The organism is Arthrobacter sp. C2, from assembly GCA_024207135.1.
GTDB lineage: Bacteria > Actinomycetota > Actinomycetes > Actinomycetales > Micrococcaceae > Paeniglutamicibacter.
Window position 1 is genome coordinate 3,341,108 of the sequence record CP042428.1, and the last position, 17,113, is coordinate 3,358,220.

A 17,113-nucleotide genomic window follows, 5' to 3' on the forward strand; every position below is an offset into this window, starting at 1 on the left:
TGCGCCCGGCACCGCCGGGACCCGGCACCATGTGCCGGCCGCGCTGAATCGAGCAAGGGGGAGGATCCCATGCCAGCAATCGTGATCGTCGGAGCCCAGTGGGGCGACGAAGGCAAAGGCAAGGCCACAGACCTTTTGGGTGGCCAGGTCGACTATGTTGTGAAGCCAAACGGCGGCAACAACGCCGGCCATACAGTCGTCGTTGGCGGTGAAAAGTATGAGCTCAAGCTCCTTCCCGCCGGCATTCTTTCGCCAAATGCCATCCCGATCATCGGCAACGGCTGCGTCGTGAACCTCGAAGCGCTCTTTGAAGAGATCGACGGGCTCGAAGCCCGCGGTGCCGACACCTCGAAGCTGCGGGTCTCGGCCAACGCACACCTGGTCGCCCCGTACCACCAGACCATGGACAAGGTCACCGAACGCTTCCTGGGCAAGCGCGCCATCGGCACCACCGGGCGCGGCATCGGTCCGGCATACATGGACAAGATCGGCCGCCTCGGCATCCGCGTGCAGGACGTCTTCGACGAATCCATCCTGCGCCAGAAGGTCGAGGGCGCCCTGCGCCAGAAGAACGAGTTGCTGGTCAAGGTCTACAACCGCCGCAGCGTCGAGGTCGAGGAAATCGTCGAGTACTTCCTTTCCTATGCCGAGCGCCTGCGCCCGTTGGTGATCGATGCGACCCTCGAGCTGAACAACGCCCTGGACGCCGGGAAGGTCGTCCTCATGGAGGGCGGCCAGGCCACGTTCCTGGACGTGGACCACGGCACCTACCCGTTTGTGACCTCCTCGAACCCGACCGCCGGCGGCGCCTCGGTGGGCTCGGGCATCGGCCCGACCCGCATCAGCCGCTCGATCGGCATCATCAAGGCCTACACCACCCGCGTGGGTGCAGGACCGTTCCCCACCGAGCTCTTTGACGAGATGGGCGAATACCTGCAGAAGACCGGCGGCGAATTCGGCGTGAACACCGGCCGCCCGCGCCGCTGCGGCTGGTACGACGCGGTCCTGGCCCGCCACGCCTCGCGCGTGAACGGCTTCACCGACTACTTCGTGACCAAGCTCGATGTGCTGTCCAACATCGAAAAGATCCCGGTGTGCGTGGCCTACGACGTGGACGGGGTGCGCCACGACGAAATGCCGATGACGCAGACCGATTTCCACCACGCCAAGCCGATCTTCGAGTACTTCGACGGCTGGACCGAGGACATCACCACGGCCCGCACCCTGGAGGACCTTCCGGAGAACGCACGCAAGTACGTGCTGGCCCTCGAGGCCATGAGCGGGACCCGTTTCTCCGCCATCGGCGTCGGACCGGATCGCGAGCAGACCATCGTCCGCCACGACCTGATCAACGACTGATAGACACGGCAAGCGCGAGGGCGCGGTGGCGGCAGGGTTCAGATGAACCGGCCGGCGCCGCGCCCTTGCCGTATCCCCGGGTCGGTGGATCGACTGCGGTGCGGGGCCTCGCGGCAGCGCCGTCGGGCATTTCCCGTCACATACTCCGGGTCGGGGCAAAAAGGGTGCCGCTGATCCACCCGATGGGTGATTGTCGTTAGGCTGGGTGGAAGCACTCAGCGACGAAGGGAATCGCCATGAAGGTCAGCGTTGGTCAATTTGCCCCCACCGGGTCGGTCGCCGACAACTTGGAGACCATGGAACGACTGGTTGCCAAGGCGAAGGCCGAAGATGCCGATCTGGTGCTGTTCCCCGAAGAGGCCATGCTCGCCGTTTCCCAGGTGATGGGTCCGCTGAACGCCGCGATCGAAGGGAACTGGACCAGGTTCGTCCAGCAGCTCTCGTTCTTGGCGGCCGAGAACAAGATCGCCATCGTGGCCGGAGGATACGAGGAAAGCGGCGACGAGCGGCCCTACAACACCCTGGCGGTGCTGGGGGAGGACGGAAAGATCCTGGGCACGTACCGCAAGATCCACCTCTACGACGCCTTTTCTTACCAGGAGTCCAAGTCCATCAAGGCCGGGGACATCACCGAAGTCCCCGTCTTCGAGATCGCCGGCATGAAGGTCGGCGTGTTCACCTGCTACGACCTGCGCTTCCCGGAGATCGCGCGGAGGCTGGTCAACGAGGGCGCCGAGTTGTTGCTTGTCGCTGCCGCCTGGTTCAAGGGCGAGCACAAGATCGAGCATTGGGAGACCCTGCTGAGGGCCCGGGCGATCGAGAATACGGTCTGGGTCGCGGCCGCCGGGACCAGCTCGAGCCATACCATCGGACACTCCGCGATCCTGGATCCCATGGGGGTGCCCATCGAGTACCTGGGCGACGATGCCGAGGGCCTGGTGACGACCGATGTCACGCGCCGCCGCATCGACGAGGTGCGCGAGTTCCTGCCCGTGCTTGAAAACCGCCGGCTGTAACAATTCGCTGGCCCGGGGAGCCCGTGCAGGTGCCGTCCCGGCGCCCGCGCGGGCTCCCTTCCGCCTGTCCCGGGGGACCGCGGATCGGAGCCGCGAATGCACCGGTGTTAGCCCAACGAATTTCACATTTTCTGCCTGTACGCTTCGGGTTCCGCCCACTACTATTGGTGCTCGATGTAACTCCAATTAGTCAGGACAGGGCAGTGGGCAACACCGATACACAAATGAATGAAGCCATCATCGAGGAATGGGCCGAGGCAACGGCGCAGGCCTACAACGACTCATTGACCGGCCTGGATCTGGCCCGCGTACCGAAGGCGGTGCGTGCCTTCATTGAACTGTATGGGCAGAGCAAGAACCTGACGTTCAACTCCGACTACTCGCCGATCGACTACTTCGAGGAGCACCCTGCCTCGGCGATCGGAATCATCCTCGACACCCCCGAGGCACTGGAGTTGCTGGAGGACGACGAGGAAGAAGCGCTCGAGGACATCCTCGGCTTTGCCGAGGCCTGGGCCGAGTTCGATTCGAACCAGCAGCCGGACCTGGGGATCTCCGAGGCCGACGACGAGGACGACACAGACTGGTAGCGGCAACCGCGGACAACCCCCCGAGGGGTCCGCGCCCACGACAAAGGGTCAGGGCCCGAAACCACATGGTTTCGGGCCCTGACCCTTTGCATTGCGCAGCGTGCCTGGCTAGGCGAGCAGCTGTCGCTTTGAGGAGATGACGCCGGTGTTGAACCCTGCCAGGCGCAACCCGCCGTGGAAGCGCGCGTGCTCGATCTTCACGCAGCGGTCCATGACCACGTCCAGGCCATTGGCCTCGGCCTTCGCCGCGACCTCCTCGTGCCAGGAGCCCAGCTGCAGCCACAGCGTCTTGGCCCCGACGGCGATCGACTCGTCCAGCACGCCGGGCAAATCGTCGTGCTTGCGGAAGACCTCGACCAAATCCGGGGTCTCAGGCAGGTCCGCCAGTGACTTGTAGACCGGCTGGCCCAGGATCTCATCGAGCACCGGGTTCACGAAGTAGACCTTGTACTTGGAAGAGGACAGCAGGTAGGTCGCCACGAAGTAGCTGGCGCGCGAGGGCTTGTTGGAGGCGCCCACGATCGCGATCGACTTGGTGTTGCGCAGGATCTCCAGGCGTTCGGCCGCATTCGGGCCGTCCCAGGTGCGGATGTCGGTGGCGGTCATTACTTGGCTCCCGTCACGGCGGCCGCGCGGGCGGCGTCGATGGAGCAGGCAGCCCCGTCGTAGGTTTCCCCGGCCGGGGCCTGGGCCACCTGCTGCGAGGCGGTCAGCGCCTGGTCCAGGTCCCAGAGGATGTCCTCGAGGTCCTCGAGGCCCACCGAGAAGCGGATCAGGTCCTCCGGCACGCCGGCGGCAGCCAGTTGCTCGGTGCTTAGCTGCTGGTGGGTGGTGGAGGCGGGGTGCAGCACCAGGGTGCGCACGTCGCCGATGTTGGCCAGGTGGCTGGCCAGCTGCAACGCCTCGATAAAGGCGGTGCCGGCGGCGCGGCCGCCCCTGACTCCGAAGCTGAACACCGAGCCGACGCCCAGGGGCAGCAGCTCCTTGGCGCGCTCAAAGTGCGGGTGGGATTCCAGCCCGGCGTAGTTCACGTAGGAAATGCGCTCATCGGCGTCCAGCCATTCGGCCACGGCCTTGGCATTGGAAAGGTGCGAATCCATGCGCTGGGGCAGGGTCTCGACCCCCTGCAGGAGCTGGAACGCGGACTGGGCAGGCAGGGCCGGTCCGATGTCGCGCAGCTGCTCGGAACGCAGCTTGGTCAGGAAGCCGTACTCGCCGAAGTTGTCCCACCAGGAGACGTTTCCGTAGGAGGCGACCGGTTCGGTCATCGCGGGGAACTTGCCGTTGCCCCAGTTGAAGGTCCCGGCCTCCACCACGACCCCGCCCAGGGTGGTGCCGTGGCCGCCGAGGAACTTGGTGGCCGAGTGGATCACGATGTCGGCGCCGTGCTCGATCGGGCGCAACAGGTACGGCGGGGTCAGCGTCGAATCGACCACCAGCGGCAGGCCCGCGGCGTGGGCGACCTCGGCCAGGCCCTTGAGGTCGGCGATGTCGCCCGACGGGTTGGCGACGATCTCGGTGTAGATCGCCTTGGTGTTCTCCTGGATCGCCGCGGCGAATTCCGCCGGGTCGGTGGAATCGATGAAGGTCGTCTCGACGCCGAAGCGGCGCAGCGTCACATCCAGCTGGGTGATGGTGCCGCCGTAGAGCTTCGAGGAGGCCACGATGTGGTCCCCGGCGCCGGCCAGTGCGGCGAAGGTGATGAACTCGGCCGCCATGCCCGAGCCGGTGGCCACCGCGCCGATGCCGCCCTCGAGGGACGCGATGCGTTCCTCGAATGCGGCGACCGTCGGGTTGCCGATGCGCGAGTAGATGTTGCCGTACTTTTGCAGCGCAAAGAGGTTCGCGGCGTCGTCGGAGTCCTTGAAGACAAACGAGGTGGTCTGGTAGATCGGCACGGCACGGGAACCGTGCTCGGCGTCCGGGGTGCCGCCGGCGTGCAGTGCGCGCGTGCGGAATCCAAATTGATGTTCGGCCATGATCGGTGGCTGACTCCTTGCATGTGCGGGCAAGGCCTTCCACTGCCAGTGGATGCCGTGCCCTGGGGGGTGGGGCTTTCTTGCGTGGTGTCCCGGGTCAATGCTGGGCGATGCCGTGGCCGGGGCCCGGCATTCCCAAAGATTGCTTGCGCGCTCTCCATCGTTTCTGGCGGTAGCACCTGGTCCACCGGCGTGTGGAAGGTTGCTGCGGCGTCACTGAACCAGATCTCTCGGCCGCTCGGGATGGTGGTCTGCCATCCATTGTGGCAAGAAAACCGCCACCGGCCAAAGAATGTGAGCTTAGGTTGCGGACGCAGGGAGGCAAATCGAAGATCCTGCACCCGGACTCGCCGGCAAACCCCGCCCGGTAGGCTTGGGGGCATGAGTGCAACATTGGTTTTGGTTCGGCACGGCGAGACCGCCTGGAACGCCGAGGGACGCCTGCAGGGACAAGCGGATATTCCGCTCAACGACCGGGGCCGCGAACAGGCCCACGTTGCGGGCCGGGAACTCGGCTCCGGATCCTGGGACGTGCTGGTTTCCTCCTCGCTCGGGCGTGCCGTCGAGACGGCGGAACTGATCGGGCAGAACCTGGGCCTGGCACTGACCGAAAAGCTCCAGGGCCTGCAGGAACGCAGCTACGGGCAGGCCGAGGGCAAGGTCGTCCGCGACCTGCCGCGGGAGAGGATCGATGAGCTGCTGCAGTCGGCCGAACCCGAGGAGAAGGTGGCAACCCGCGGACTGGCCGTGCTGCACGAACTGGTCCAGCGCCACGAGGGACGAAACATCATCGCGGTGGCCCACGGAACGCTGATCCGCCTGGCCCTTGACACCATCAGCGAGGGCCCCAAGCGCCCCATCATGCGCAACGGCGAAGCCGTGCACGTGGACGTGCAGAAACTGCGCGAGCATTTCCGCGAGGCCGTGCACTAGAAAAGACCGCTCCCGCGGGCGCACCATGTGTGCATGAACCAAACGTTTTTCGGGGACCCCGAATACTATGCGCGCTTTGCGCGTGCCTATGACGCGATGGTCGGCTCCAGGCTGTACAACCAGGTGTTCTGGGGTGCCGAACCCCGCCAATACACCGCCTTCGCGGCCCGGGCCATCGGCTCGGGAACCGGCCCGCTGCTGGAGGTCGCCGTCGGCACGGCGCAAGCCACCGGGGCCCTTCACGTGGCCAGTGCCCGAAGAACGACGCTGGTGGACATGAGCGCGCCGATGCTCGAGCTGGCTCGGCAGTCCATCGCCGAGGCGGCCGGCGGGACCCTGCCCGAGCGGATCACCCTGGAGTGCCGGGACATGCTTGAACCGCCCCAGGACCGGCGCTACGAGACGATCCTGGGACTGGGGCTGTTGCACCTGGTCCCGGACGTGGCCACCACCGTCCGTGCGCTTGGCCGGCAGCTGGAGGACCACGGGAAACTGTTCCTGGCCTCGCTGGTCAAGGGCCCGAGGCGGTCCAACGCCTACCTGGGCCTGTTGAAGGCGCACGGCGACATCGCGGCGGCGCGCACAGCCGGCGAGCTCTTCGACGAGGTGCGGGAGGCCGGGGTTGGACAGGTCACCGTGACACGCCGCGGGGCCATGGGCTACGTGGAGATCTCGCTCTAGCCGCGAGCTCGAACAACGCCGCCCAAGACCGGCCCGCTGCAGTGCTTCGGCCGGTTGCTACCTCCGCAACTCGAAGCGGTCGGCGTCCGTGAGCTTGGCCCATGCGGCGGCGAAGTCACCCACGAATTTATCCTTCGCGTCGTCCGAGGCGTACACCTCGGCCAGGGCGCGCAGCTCGGAGTCCGCGCCGAAAACCAGGTCCACGCGGCTGCCCCTGAAGCGGCCGTCGGCGGTGGAGTAGGTCTGCTCCTCGGCGTCCGGTATCCATTCCAGGCCCAGTTCCGTGAGGTTCACGAAGAAGTCGTTGGTCAGCACGCCCGGGGTGTCGGTGAAGACACCCAGGTCCGAGCCGTCCCAGTTGTTTCCCAGCACGCGCAACCCGCCGAGGAGCACTGCCATCTCCGGGGCCGAGAGGCCCAGCAGGTTCGCGCGGTCGATCAGCAGGAACTCGCTGGGCATCTTCAGCAAGCCCGAGTCGTAGTTGCGGAACGCGTCGGCCACCGGCTCAAGCCACGCGAACTGTTCCGGATCGGTCTGGTCCTGGGTGGCATCCACGCGGCCCGGGGTGAACGGGACGGCGATTTCGGCGCCCGCGGCCCGGGCCGCCTGCTCGATGCCCACATTGCCCGCCAGCACCACCACGTCGGCGAAGGAGGTCTTGATCTCCGAGGTGGCGTTGAAGCGGTCAACGATTCCCTCGAGCACGGCAATGACGGGTTTGAGCTGCTCGGGCTGGTTCACGGCCCAGGAGACCTGCGGCTGAAGGCGGATGCGCCCGCCGTTGGCTCCTCCGCGCTTGTCCGAGGACCGGAAGGTCGCCGCGGCCTTCCACGCGGTGGAGACCAGCTGCCCGATGCCCAGGCCCGAGGCGGAAACCATGTCCTTCAGCGCCGCGATTTCCGTATCCCCCAGTGTCGTTTCCGGGGCGGGCGGCAGCGGGTCCTGCCAGGGAAGGTCCTCGGCCGGGACCTCCTTGCCCAGGTAGCGGGACTTCGGGCCCATGTCGCGGTGGGTCAGCTTGAACCAGGCACGGGCATAGGCGTCGGCAAACTTCTCCGGGTTGTCCTTGAAATCCCGCGAGATCGGGCCGTAGGCAGGGTCGAAGCGCAGGGACAGGTCGGTGGTGAGCATGCGCGGTTCGCGGCGCAGGGAAGGGTTGTGGGCCATCGGGACCAGGTCGGCGCCCGCACCGTCCTTCGGGCGCCATTGCTGGGCGCCGGCGGGGGAGAAGAACATTTCCCACTCGTAGCCGAAGAGGATGTGGAAGTACTCGTTGTCCCAGCGGGTCGGATGGTAGGTCCAGGTGACTTCCAGGCCGGAGCCGATGGTGTCGTCCCCGTGGCCGGTGCCGTGGCCGGACTTCCAGCCCAGGCCCTGCAGCTGGAGCGGTGCGGCCTCCGGGGCGGGACCCTTGTGGGACTCGGCATCGGCGCCGTGGGTCTTGCCGAAGGTGTGGCCGCCGGCGATCAGCGCGACGGTCTCCTCGTCGTTCATGCCCATGCGGCGGAAGGTCTCGCGGATGTCGATGGCCGCGGCCAGCGGATCGGCCAGGCCGTCGGGCCCCTCCGGGTTCACGTAGATCAGGCCCATCTGGACCGCTGCCAGCGGGGCCGCCAGCTCGCGGTTCCCGGTGTAGCGCTCGTTGTCCAGCCATACCTTCTCCGGGCCCCAATACACGTCGTCGTCGGCTTCCCAGACGTCCGGGCGCCCGCCGGCAAAGCCGAAGGTCTCAAATCCCATGGTCTCCATGGCCACGTTGCCGGCCAGGATGATCAGGTCGGCCCAGGAGATGGACTGGCCGTACTTCTTCTTCACCGGCCAGAGCAGGCGGCGGGCCTTGTCCAGGTTGACGTTGTCCGGCCAGGAGTTCAACGGGGCGAAGCGCTGCTGGCCCGACCCTCCGCCGCCGCGGCCGTCGTGGCTCCGGTAGGTGCCGGAGGAATGCCAGGCCATGCGGACGAAGAGCGGCCCGTAGTGGCCGTAGTCGGCCGGCCACTAGGCGTAGGACTTGGTCATGGCCTCGGCGAGGTCTGCCTTCACGGCGTCCAGGTCCAGGGCCTCGAAGGCCTCGGCGTAGTTGAAATCCGCGGCGAGCGGGTTGGACACCGGGGTGTTCTTGGCCAGGACCTTGAGGTTGAGCTTGTTCGGCCACCACTCGGTGTTGGTGTTGGCATAGGTGGGGTGGGCGCGGCCGGCGTCGAATACGGGGCACTGGCCGCTCGTGGTTTCAGACATGGCTTCCTTCTTAGGGGGATGAGTCGGCTGGGGGAGCCGAAATGCCGTGGCGAGGCACAGGCGAGATGCTTTCCTGAAGGCGAACACGGCGATGTCGATGGTTGTCCCGTGAATGGCGGAGGATTGTTGCCGGGCAGGACACCGAGGGGTGCTTGTAGCCCGCGGCACCAGGGCCGGGGCTGGTGTTGGCATGCGGATGGGAGCAGGCCGCGGCGGTCCGCCGGGGTGTCATGCGCAGGGACGCCTCGGGCGGCGCTGGCTCGAGCGCAACAGGCTTGGTCATGCTCAACTTCTCCCGCCCAACCCGGCAGGGCCGGGATCGGAGCGGTTTCGGACTGGAATGATTCGTGGAATCCCGCATCGCGGTATGCAATCCGGGCGGGCGGAACCGGCTGGAGCGCCCAGCAACCAGCTTAACCGTCGAGCGTGCCCGGCGCTACGGGGTTGGGCGTCGCTGCCGCATCCACGTGAATCGCCCCCTCCCAGGATGCCGGGAAGGGGGCGAAAGCCGTGCGGTTTGGCGCGCTTGGCAGTGCGCCAAGGGGGTCCTAGCGCTCGCAGATTTCCTTGATCTCAGCGATGCAGGGCTCGTTCTGCAGGCTGGTGGTGTCGCCCAGGGTGCTGCCCTCGAAGAGCTGGGTCAGCAGCCGGCGCATGATCTTGCCCGAGCGGGTCTTGGGAACGTCGGGCACGAAGACGATCTCTCGCGGCTTGGCGATGGGACCGATCTGCGTTGCCACGTGGTTGCGCAGCTCGGTGGTGAGGGCCTGCTGCCTGGCCAGCGCCTCGCCGGACAGGTCCGTTCCCACCACCGACTTGTCGAAGGGCACCACGAACGCGGTGGCCGCGTGGCCGGTTTTCGCGTCGCTGGTCGGGCAGACCCCGGCCTCGACGACCGCCGGGTGGGTGACCAGCGCGGATTCGATCTCGATGGTCGAAAGCCGGTGCCCGGAGATGTTGATGACGTCGTCGGTCCGGCCCAGGATCCAGATGTCCCCGTCCGCATCGAAGCGTGCCCCGTCCCCGGCCAGGAACCAGCCCTGCTGCGCGTACTTTTCCCAGTAGGAGGTGTAGTAGCGCTCGGGGTTTCCCCAGACGGTGCGGGCCATGGCCGGACCGGTCCGGGTCAACACGATGTTGCCCTGCACATTCGGTTCCACGCCGGCTCCCTGTTCGTCGACGATGTCAACGGCTACGCCGGGCAGCGCCCGGGTGCCGCAGCCCGGCTTGAACGCGGTGTCCCCCTGCCGCGGGGAAAGGATCGTGGAGCCGGTTTCGGACTGCCACCAGGTGTCGACCATCGGAATGCCGGCTTCGGTGTCGCGCCCCACCTGGCCGCGCAGCCAGCGCCATGCCTCCGGGTTCACGGCCTCGCCCACGGTTCCGGCCAACCGGATCGAGGACAGGTCGTAGTCGGCGGGGATCCCTTCGGGGAACCAGCCCATCAGCGAGCGCACCAGCGTGGGCGCGGTGTAGTAGCTGGTCACGCCGTAGCGGGCGATGATCTCGAAGTGGCGTCCGGGGTGCGGGGCGTTGGGCACGCCCTCGTAGATGACCTGGGTGACGCCGTTGGACAGCGGCCCGTAGATCTCGTAGGTGTGCGCGGTGACCCAGGCCAGGTCCGCGGTGCACCAGTGGACATCGTTTTCCCGCTGCGCGGGGTCCGGATGGGCGAAGAGGAACTCGTGGCTCCAGGAGGCCTGCGTCAGGTAGCCCCCGGTGGTGTGGACCAGGCCCTTGGGCTGGCCGGTGGTGCCGGAGGTGTACATGATGAACAACGGGGTCTCGGCGTCGAAGGCCTCGGGGGAGTGCTCCGTGCTCGCCGTGTCGACGGTCTCGTGCCACCACACGTCCCGGCCTTCGGTCCAGGCGATCTCGTTCCCGGTGCGCCGGAGCACCAGCACGTGTTCGATGCTGTTCTCCCCGGAAACCGCGGCATCGGCGTTGTCCTTGACCGGCACGGCCTCGCCGCGGCGGAACTGCCCATCGGTGGTGACCAGCAGCTTCGCGCCGGTGTCCTCGACGCGGAATCTTAGCGCCTCGGCGGAAAAGCCGCCGAAGACCAGCGAGTGCACCGCGCCGACGCGTGCGCAGGCCAGGGTGATCACCACGGTTTCCACGAGAACGGGCAGGTAGATGACCACGCGGTCGCCCTTGCCCACGCCCAGGGAAAGCAGCGCGTTCGCGGCCCGGGACACCCGGTCCTGCAGGTCCTGGTAGGTGACGGTGGTCCTGTCGCCGGGCTCGCCCTCGAAGTGCAGGGCGACCTTGTCGCCGCGCCCGGCTTCCACGTGGCGGTCCACGCAGTTGTAGGCGGCGTTGAGCTTGCCGCCCTCAAACCAGCGAAGCTCGGGCCCGCGCCGGGCCTCGGCATCGACACCGGTGCTCGAGTGGATGGTGTGCCAGTCCTCGGACCAGCTCAGGCGCCGTGCCGCGGCATCCCAGAACGCGAGGCGTTCGTCTTCGGTCCAGGTTGCTTCGACGGTCGTGCCGGCAGCGGGGTACAGGGTTTCAGTCATTGTTTTTCTCCATTGCTCCTGGCAGTGGCACTTCGCCGCTCGAATGTTGCCGCGGCGTCGCCGAACCAGGTCGCTTGGTCTCTCGTCATGGGATGTGGGTGACGCCAAGTGGGGATTAGGCCACCGAAGCGGGTTCTTGGACCGGGGCAGTTGCATCGATCTCGATATCGGCGTCGGCATGTGGAGTTGAATCTTCCGTGCCGTAGAAAATCGCAAGCGATGTCAAGAACAGAATGATGAACAATGCCATCGCAACCAGACCGTGGGCGGCGAGCCAGCTGGCCGAGAGACCAAGGGCCACCAGGGCCAGGGCAGCAGCGCCGGCGAACCTCAAGGCCTTGCGGCGCCTGCCCTCGGCCAGAGCGAGTCTCCACCGGGTCGTGAGCAACGTGACGGCAACCAAGGTGAAGACGTTGGCCATCATTCCGACCCACACCGGGTGGGTGCCCAGGAAGAATTGCGTCGGCGACCAACCAGCTAGTTGGTTCCAGATGATGCCGGTGCTGAAACCTGTCACCATGGAGGCATAGACCGAGGCGCGGGTGGCCAGCGGCCAGAAGAAAACGGCCAAGACCGGTGCGAGGGTTGCACCGTTGCGCAGCGTCCAGGCCAGGACGTTCCACCAAGCCGATTGCTCGGTGCGAAGGATGCTGAAAATGATCATGAGTCCGGTCAGTGCAACCAGCGACCATTGCGTGTAGCGAACCAGCTGCGCTTCGGTGGCCGTGGGGTTGATGGCGCTTCCCACATCGCGGCCCAGGGACGTGGCCCCGGAGAACTGGCACGGGCCCGCCCAGCCCATGGCGCAAGCCCAGACGCCCAGGAAGAAGACGCCCACCAGCGGTGCCGGCAAGACCTGTTCGATGTAGTGCGGGATCGCCACCAATCCGAGGCGCTCGCCGGGCATGACGATGGCAGCCGAGGTGCCGATGAGTGCGCCGATGAGGATGAAGGGTATGCCGAATGCCGCCGCCGTGTAGAGACCCTTTTGGCCGTCCTCGGGAGTGCGGCATGAAAGGGTCATCTGGAATGCGGCCTGGGCCAGCGGAACGTTCACGATGAAGGTGCCGAACCACGCGACGATCAGGGAGATCCCCGCATTTCCGGGATCGAACATCTGCGGGTTGGTCTCAGCAAAGTCCCGCAGTCCAGAGATTCCGGGCTTGGCAAGGACGGCGTAGGCGCCCACGATCAGCATGCCCACGAAGACGATGCAGTTCATGGTCTGGTTGAACGCCACCGAACGCATGCCGCCGGACCACAGGAACACGAGCAGCAGCAGGGCCGTGACGATGACCGCCAGATGCAGGTTCAAGCCCGTGAAAGCGGTCAAGGCCGAGGCGAAGGCAATCGTGGTGGCTACCGACCACATCGGGAACGTGAAAGCGGTGATGACGCCCGAGATCCCCTTGGCGAGGCGGCCAAAGCGGTCACCAATGATGCCCGTCACCGTGACGACCAGCTTCTCCCGCAACGGCTTGACCAACAGCAGCGCGATGAGAAGGATCTGCACGGTCTCGGCCACGCCGTACCAGAGCGCGGAGATGCCGGTGAGGTAGCTCAGCTCCATGATGGCGATATAGGAAGAGCCCGAGAACAAGCCAGTGATGCAAAAGGCCACCGTCCACGGGCTGAAGGTGCGCCCCCCGACAAAGAAGCCGCTCGTCTTGCCCAACGCGCTGCGACGTTGGGCAAAGCGCCCGCCGAGGATCAGCAGGGCCGTATATGACACGGCGAGACCAATGGTCCAAAGACCTGCCGCGCTCATGCGCTTGCTCCAGCAGCCACGGAAGTAGCGGCTCGTGGAGTGTATCCAAGTGCAATGTTGCAGGCATTTTCGGCGGAGCCGGGAACAAGCTGAGTGGCAAAGACCCAGTTTATATCCAAGTTCACCCCGGCAGCCTTGACCAGATTGATCGCCGGGCACCGGCGGTGGACCTGGTTCGTGAGTTCCTGCTGGGTTGCTGGGTCATCAAGTGGTGTCTCAACGTGGATTTCCAGTCGGTAGGAATGGAAGAACGGCGAAACATCTGCCGTTCCGGCAAACCCCCGGGTGTCTTGGGTGGCAATCGAGTATGTTTCCAAGGCCGAGAAATCGATCTGAAGCTCCTTTGCCACCTGTTCCACAACAACGCTGACGCATCCATTGAGGGCGCCGGCGATGAATTCCATAGGTGTCGGGGCGCTATTGGTTCCGCCCACCGCAACTGGTTCATCGATGTCGAAGGAAAAATCTCGGATTTCGACGGTTGTGCGCATCAAACCCTGCCAGGTTCCCTTGGCGCGGATGCGTTTGTTGTGAGGCCCAACGGCGGTGGTTGCAGCGGGCAGAGCGGCAGAAGTCATGATCTCTCCATCGGACCTGGCGGTAGCACCGGCCTCAACGAGGTGGTTGCTGCGGCGTCATAGAGCCAGATCTCTCGGCCGCTCGGGATGGGTGTATGACCTCCATCAAAGTCGATGTGGCGTCACAGGAGCAAGCCCACCGTAATGTGACGGAACGTTCGATGAGACGGAATTTTGCGACCATGTTTCGAATGATCTGCGAACAGTTGCGCGTATTTCGATCATTCAACTTGTCGTGTATCGAGGTTGCCGGGTATGGGTCAAAGACGTCGAGCCAGGCGCGCCTGCCCCGGGATCCCGTGGACTTGCAGGCCAGGGTGCGCTTGGGGAATTCCGTGCAGAAGCGTCTAGCGGTCCTCCCGGCTCCGTCGAACGAATGGCTGGCGGAATGCCGGCGCGCCGGTACATCGCTCTTGCCGTGGCGGTCGGTGAATCGTGGTTTGCCCTGTGACGCACCCGTCAATTGTGACGAGCCGGGTTGTCACCGCCCGGAGGCGACGTGTAGAAATATGACCAACAACCATCCAGAGCGGCCGAGAGATCTGGCTCGATGACGCCGCAGCAACCCCTCCCCTTAACTGGGCGGTAGGTGCTCACGCCAGAACCGATGGAGAGAATTCATGGCTGTCGAGTCTTTCAACGATGCACACAATGTCGAAGCGGATCCGGACATTTTCGGGGCCGTCAACCTTGACGCGTTCACCGGTAACACCCCTGCCAGGCACCTGCTCAAGCTCACCCCCGGAGTCCCCAAGGACGGGCGCTACGATGAACTGGCGGCGATCTTCCGCCCGGTATTCGCCAAGATCGCTGCCGGGGCCAGCGAGCGCGACGCGAACAGGACCCTTCCCTTCGAGCCTGTCGGCTGGCTCAACCGCGAGCGCTTCGGTGCCCTTCGCATCCCGGTGGCCGAGGGCGGCTTCGGGGCCAGCCTGCTGGACTTGTTCCGCCTGCTGATCGAACTGGGCGAAGCCGATTCGCAGGTCGCGCACCTGTGGCGTTCGCACATCGGCTTCGTGGAATCCGTGCTGCAACTCGAAGACGTCACCCAGCGGCACCGCTGGGTCGAGCGCATTGCCGCCGGGCAGATCGTCGGCAACGCCTACACCGAGCGCGGCGGAAACCGGCTGGGCACGCTGAACACAACCATCGCCAAGAATGGCGAGCGCTGGATCCTCAACGGCGAAAAATACTATTGCACCGGCACCATCTACGCCGACTGGGTCGCCGTCGCTGCGGCTCATCCGACCCGGGCCGGACGGCAGATCGCCGTGGTCTCCACCCAGCACTCCGGGGTCAAGATCTTTGACGATTGGAACGGCTTCGGCCAGCAGCTCACCGGAACCGGGTCGACCACGTTCGAGAACGTCCCGGTGGACTCGGTCCTTCCCGAGGAGCAGCAGATCAACGATCCTGAATCCGCGATCTTCCAGTTGGTGCTCCTGGCGGTCCAGGCCGGGATCACGCGCGCGGCACTCAACGACGTGCGTTCCGCGGTCCAGGCCCGCACCCGATCCTTCAGCACCGGAACAGGCGTTCCGGTGCGCGAGGAACCGCAGGTGCTGCAGCTGGTCGGGGAAATTTCCGGTACGGCGTTCGCCGTGGACTCCATCGTCCTGGCCGCGGTCGCGGAGATCGAGGTGGCCCTGGCCGACGCGTCGCTGAGCGCGGCCGAGCGGTTCGCGGTCTGCGAGCTCTCGGCGGACCGTGCCCAGGCCATCGTGCAGCCGCTGGCGCTCTCCGCGGCGACCAAGCTCTTTGACGGTCTGGGAGCCTCGGCAACCGCCACGAGCTGCAACCTCGATCGGCACTGGCGCAATGCCCGGACCGTGGCCACCCACAACCCGGCGATCTACAAGTCGCGCATCATCGGCGACTACGAGGTCAACGGCACGGCGCCCCAGCAGCTGAACGCCATTGGCGACGTGGGTGCCGCCCAGGCAACCGGCGTCCCCTAAGGCGCCAGCACCCCCAATCCAACGACTTGGTCCGTGCACTACCGGATCCGCCACCACCCAACACCTCGCGAAGGACAAACATGAGCACGACGCCCGCCCCCCGCCAGATCCGCTTCAACGCCTTCGACATGAACTGCGTCGGACACCAGTCCCCGGGATTGTGGAAGCACCCCAAGGACCAGTCCGCCAGCTACAAGGACCTGTCCTACTGGACCGACCTGGCCAAGACCCTGGAAAAGGGCAAGTTCGACGGCATCTTCATCGCCGATGTACTGGGCACCTACGACGTCTTCGGCGGCTCGAACGAGGTGCCGCTGCGCACCGGCGCCCAGGTCCCGGTCAACGACCCGCTCATGCTTGTCTCCGCGATGGCCGCCGTGACCGAGAACCTCGGCTTCGGCGTCACCGCCAGCACCTCCTACGAACACCCGTATCCTTTCTCCCGCCGCCTGGCGACCCTGGACCACCTGACCAAGGGCCGCATCGGTTGGAACGTGGTGACCGGCTACCTGCCCTCCGCCGCCCGGAACATGGGCCAGGCAGACCAGCTTGAGCACGACGAGCGCTACAACCACGCCGACGAATACCTCGAGGTCGTGTACAAGCTGCTCGAGGGTTCCTGGGAAGAAGACGCAGTGGTTCGCGACGCCGAGCGCGGCGTCTTCACCGACCCGTCCAAGGTCCACGACATCAACCACGAGGGCAAGTACTTCAAGGTCCCGGGCATCGCCATCACCGAGCCCAGCCCGCAGCGCACCCCGGTGATCTTCCAGGCCGGAACCTCCTCGCGCGGCATGAAGTTCGCCGCGGCAAATGCCGAGGCAGTCTTCGTCACCTGCCCCACCAAGGACATGCTCAAGGCCACGGTCACCAAGATCCGCGACGCCGCCGAGGCGGCCGGCCGTGGACGCCACGACGTGCGCATCTACACCATGCAGACCATCATCACGGACGTGGATTCCGCCGCCGCGCAAGCCAAGTTCGAGGACTACAAGTCCTACGCCGACATCGACGGCGCCCTTGCACTGATCTCCGGGTGGATGGGCGTCGACCTGTCGACCTACGGCCCGGACGACGTCATTGGCGACAACGTGAAGTCCAATGCCATCCAGTCCTCCGTGGCGATGTTCCAGCAGGCCAGCGGGGATTCGGGCAAGCCGTGGACGATCCGCCAGCTTGCCGAGTGGGTGGGCGTTGGCGGCTTCGGACCGATCACCGTCGGCTCGCCGACCGAGGTTGCCGACAAGCTCATCGAGTGGGTCGAGGACACCGACGTGGACGGGTTCAACCTGGCCTACGCCATCACCCCGGGGACCTTCGAGGACATCGTGGAGTTCATCGTTCCCGAGCTGCAGGCCCGAGGCGCCTACCCGACCGAATACGTCGAGGGCACGCTGCGCAACAAGCTCTTCGGCAAGGGCGACCGCGTGCAGGACTCGCACCGCGCGGCAAACTACCGGTTCTCGAACGCCGAGGTCAAGTAGGCAATAGCAAGGG

The 17,113-nt window shown here is 65.8% G+C and carries 12 protein-coding genes, 1 pseudogene and 3 riboswitches; of the genes and pseudogenes, 7 read left to right on the top strand and 6 right to left on the bottom strand.

Going from position 1 to position 17,113, the window contains the following annotated elements; genetic code table 11:
- Positions 1–69 precede the first annotated feature (69 nt).
- From FPY90_RS15470 to FPY90_RS15480, 3 genes are all read left to right on the top strand, one after another.
- Positions 70–1,359, top strand: coding sequence for an adenylosuccinate synthase (locus tag FPY90_RS15470; protein ID WP_071214659.1), 1,290 nt, complete (start codon positions 70–72; stop codon positions 1,357–1,359).
- 236 nt (positions 1,360–1,595) lie between these two features.
- Complete coding sequence (locus tag FPY90_RS15475; protein ID WP_498681933.1) at positions 1,596–2,375, top strand: carbon-nitrogen hydrolase family protein; 780 nt, start codon at positions 1,596–1,598, stop codon at positions 2,373–2,375.
- A 203-nt stretch (positions 2,376–2,578) separates the two neighbouring features.
- Positions 2,579–2,965, top strand: a complete 387-nt coding sequence (locus tag FPY90_RS15480; RefSeq protein WP_498681935.1) for a hypothetical protein — start codon at positions 2,579–2,581, stop codon at positions 2,963–2,965.
- Positions 2,966–3,073: 108 nt separating this feature from the next.
- On the opposite strand, the gene FPY90_RS15485 is transcribed toward FPY90_RS15480, so the two are convergent.
- Positions 3,074–3,571 carry a CoA-binding protein gene (locus FPY90_RS15485; protein ID WP_071214666.1) on the bottom strand — a complete coding sequence of 166 codons (498 nt, stop codon included), beginning with the start codon at positions 3,569–3,571 and terminating at the stop codon, positions 3,074–3,076.
- Complete coding sequence (locus FPY90_RS15490; RefSeq protein ID WP_498681936.1) at positions 3,571–4,944, bottom strand: O-acetylhomoserine aminocarboxypropyltransferase/cysteine synthase family protein; 1,374 nt, start codon at positions 4,942–4,944, stop codon at positions 3,571–3,573. Before FPY90_RS15490 ends, FPY90_RS15485 begins: the two co-directional genes overlap by 1 nt.
- A gap of 154 nt (positions 4,945–5,098) precedes the next feature.
- Positions 5,099–5,194: riboswitch (SAM riboswitch) on the bottom strand.
- 131 nt (positions 5,195–5,325) lie between these two features.
- Between FPY90_RS15490 and FPY90_RS15495 the strand changes: the two genes are divergently transcribed.
- Both FPY90_RS15495 and FPY90_RS15500 read left to right on the top strand, forming a co-directional pair.
- Positions 5,326–5,877: a histidine phosphatase family protein gene (locus FPY90_RS15495; protein WP_498681937.1), complete on the top strand. Its 552-nt coding sequence runs from the start codon at positions 5,326–5,328 to the stop codon at positions 5,875–5,877.
- A gap of 33 nt (positions 5,878–5,910) precedes the next feature.
- Entirely contained in the window at positions 5,911–6,558 is a 648-nt protein-coding gene (locus tag FPY90_RS15500) for a class I SAM-dependent methyltransferase (protein ID WP_071214669.1), read from the top strand.
- Between the two features lie 57 nt (positions 6,559–6,615).
- Here FPY90_RS15500 and katG read toward each other — a convergent pair.
- The 4 genes and pseudogenes from katG to FPY90_RS15520 form a co-directional block, all read right to left on the bottom strand.
- Positions 6,616–8,793, bottom strand: a pseudogene (katG, locus tag FPY90_RS15505) (catalase/peroxidase HPI).
- Positions 8,794–9,341: 548 nt separating this feature from the next.
- On the bottom strand, positions 9,342–11,312 hold the full coding sequence (gene acs, locus FPY90_RS15510) for an acetate--CoA ligase (RefSeq protein WP_498681940.1): 1,971 nt from the start codon (positions 11,310–11,312) through the stop codon (positions 9,342–9,344).
- Positions 11,313–11,427: 115 nt separating this feature from the next.
- Positions 11,428–13,080, bottom strand: a complete 1,653-nt coding sequence (locus FPY90_RS15515) for a sodium:solute symporter family protein (protein WP_498681942.1) — start codon at positions 13,078–13,080, stop codon at positions 11,428–11,430.
- A complete protein-coding gene (locus FPY90_RS15520; RefSeq protein ID WP_498681944.1) occupies positions 13,077–13,658 on the bottom strand; it encodes an OsmC family protein in 582 nt (193 codons plus the stop codon). Before FPY90_RS15520 ends, FPY90_RS15515 begins: the two co-directional genes overlap by 4 nt.
- Positions 13,659–13,662: 4 nt before the next feature.
- Positions 13,663–13,752, bottom strand: a riboswitch (SAM riboswitch).
- Positions 13,753–14,175: 423 nt separating this feature from the next.
- Positions 14,176–14,272, top strand: a riboswitch (SAM riboswitch).
- 6 nt (positions 14,273–14,278) lie between these two features.
- Here FPY90_RS15520 and FPY90_RS15525 point away from each other — a divergent pair.
- Together FPY90_RS15525 and FPY90_RS15530 are read left to right on the top strand one after the other, a co-directional pair.
- On the top strand, positions 14,279–15,616 hold the full coding sequence (locus tag FPY90_RS15525; RefSeq protein WP_071214674.1) for an acyl-CoA dehydrogenase family protein: 1,338 nt from the start codon (positions 14,279–14,281) through the stop codon (positions 15,614–15,616).
- An 80-nt stretch (positions 15,617–15,696) separates the two neighbouring features.
- Positions 15,697–17,100 (top strand): LLM class flavin-dependent oxidoreductase, encoded by a 1,404-nt coding sequence (locus tag FPY90_RS15530; RefSeq protein WP_071214675.1) that lies wholly within the window; start codon positions 15,697–15,699, stop codon positions 17,098–17,100.
- Positions 17,101–17,113 lie beyond the last annotated feature (13 nt).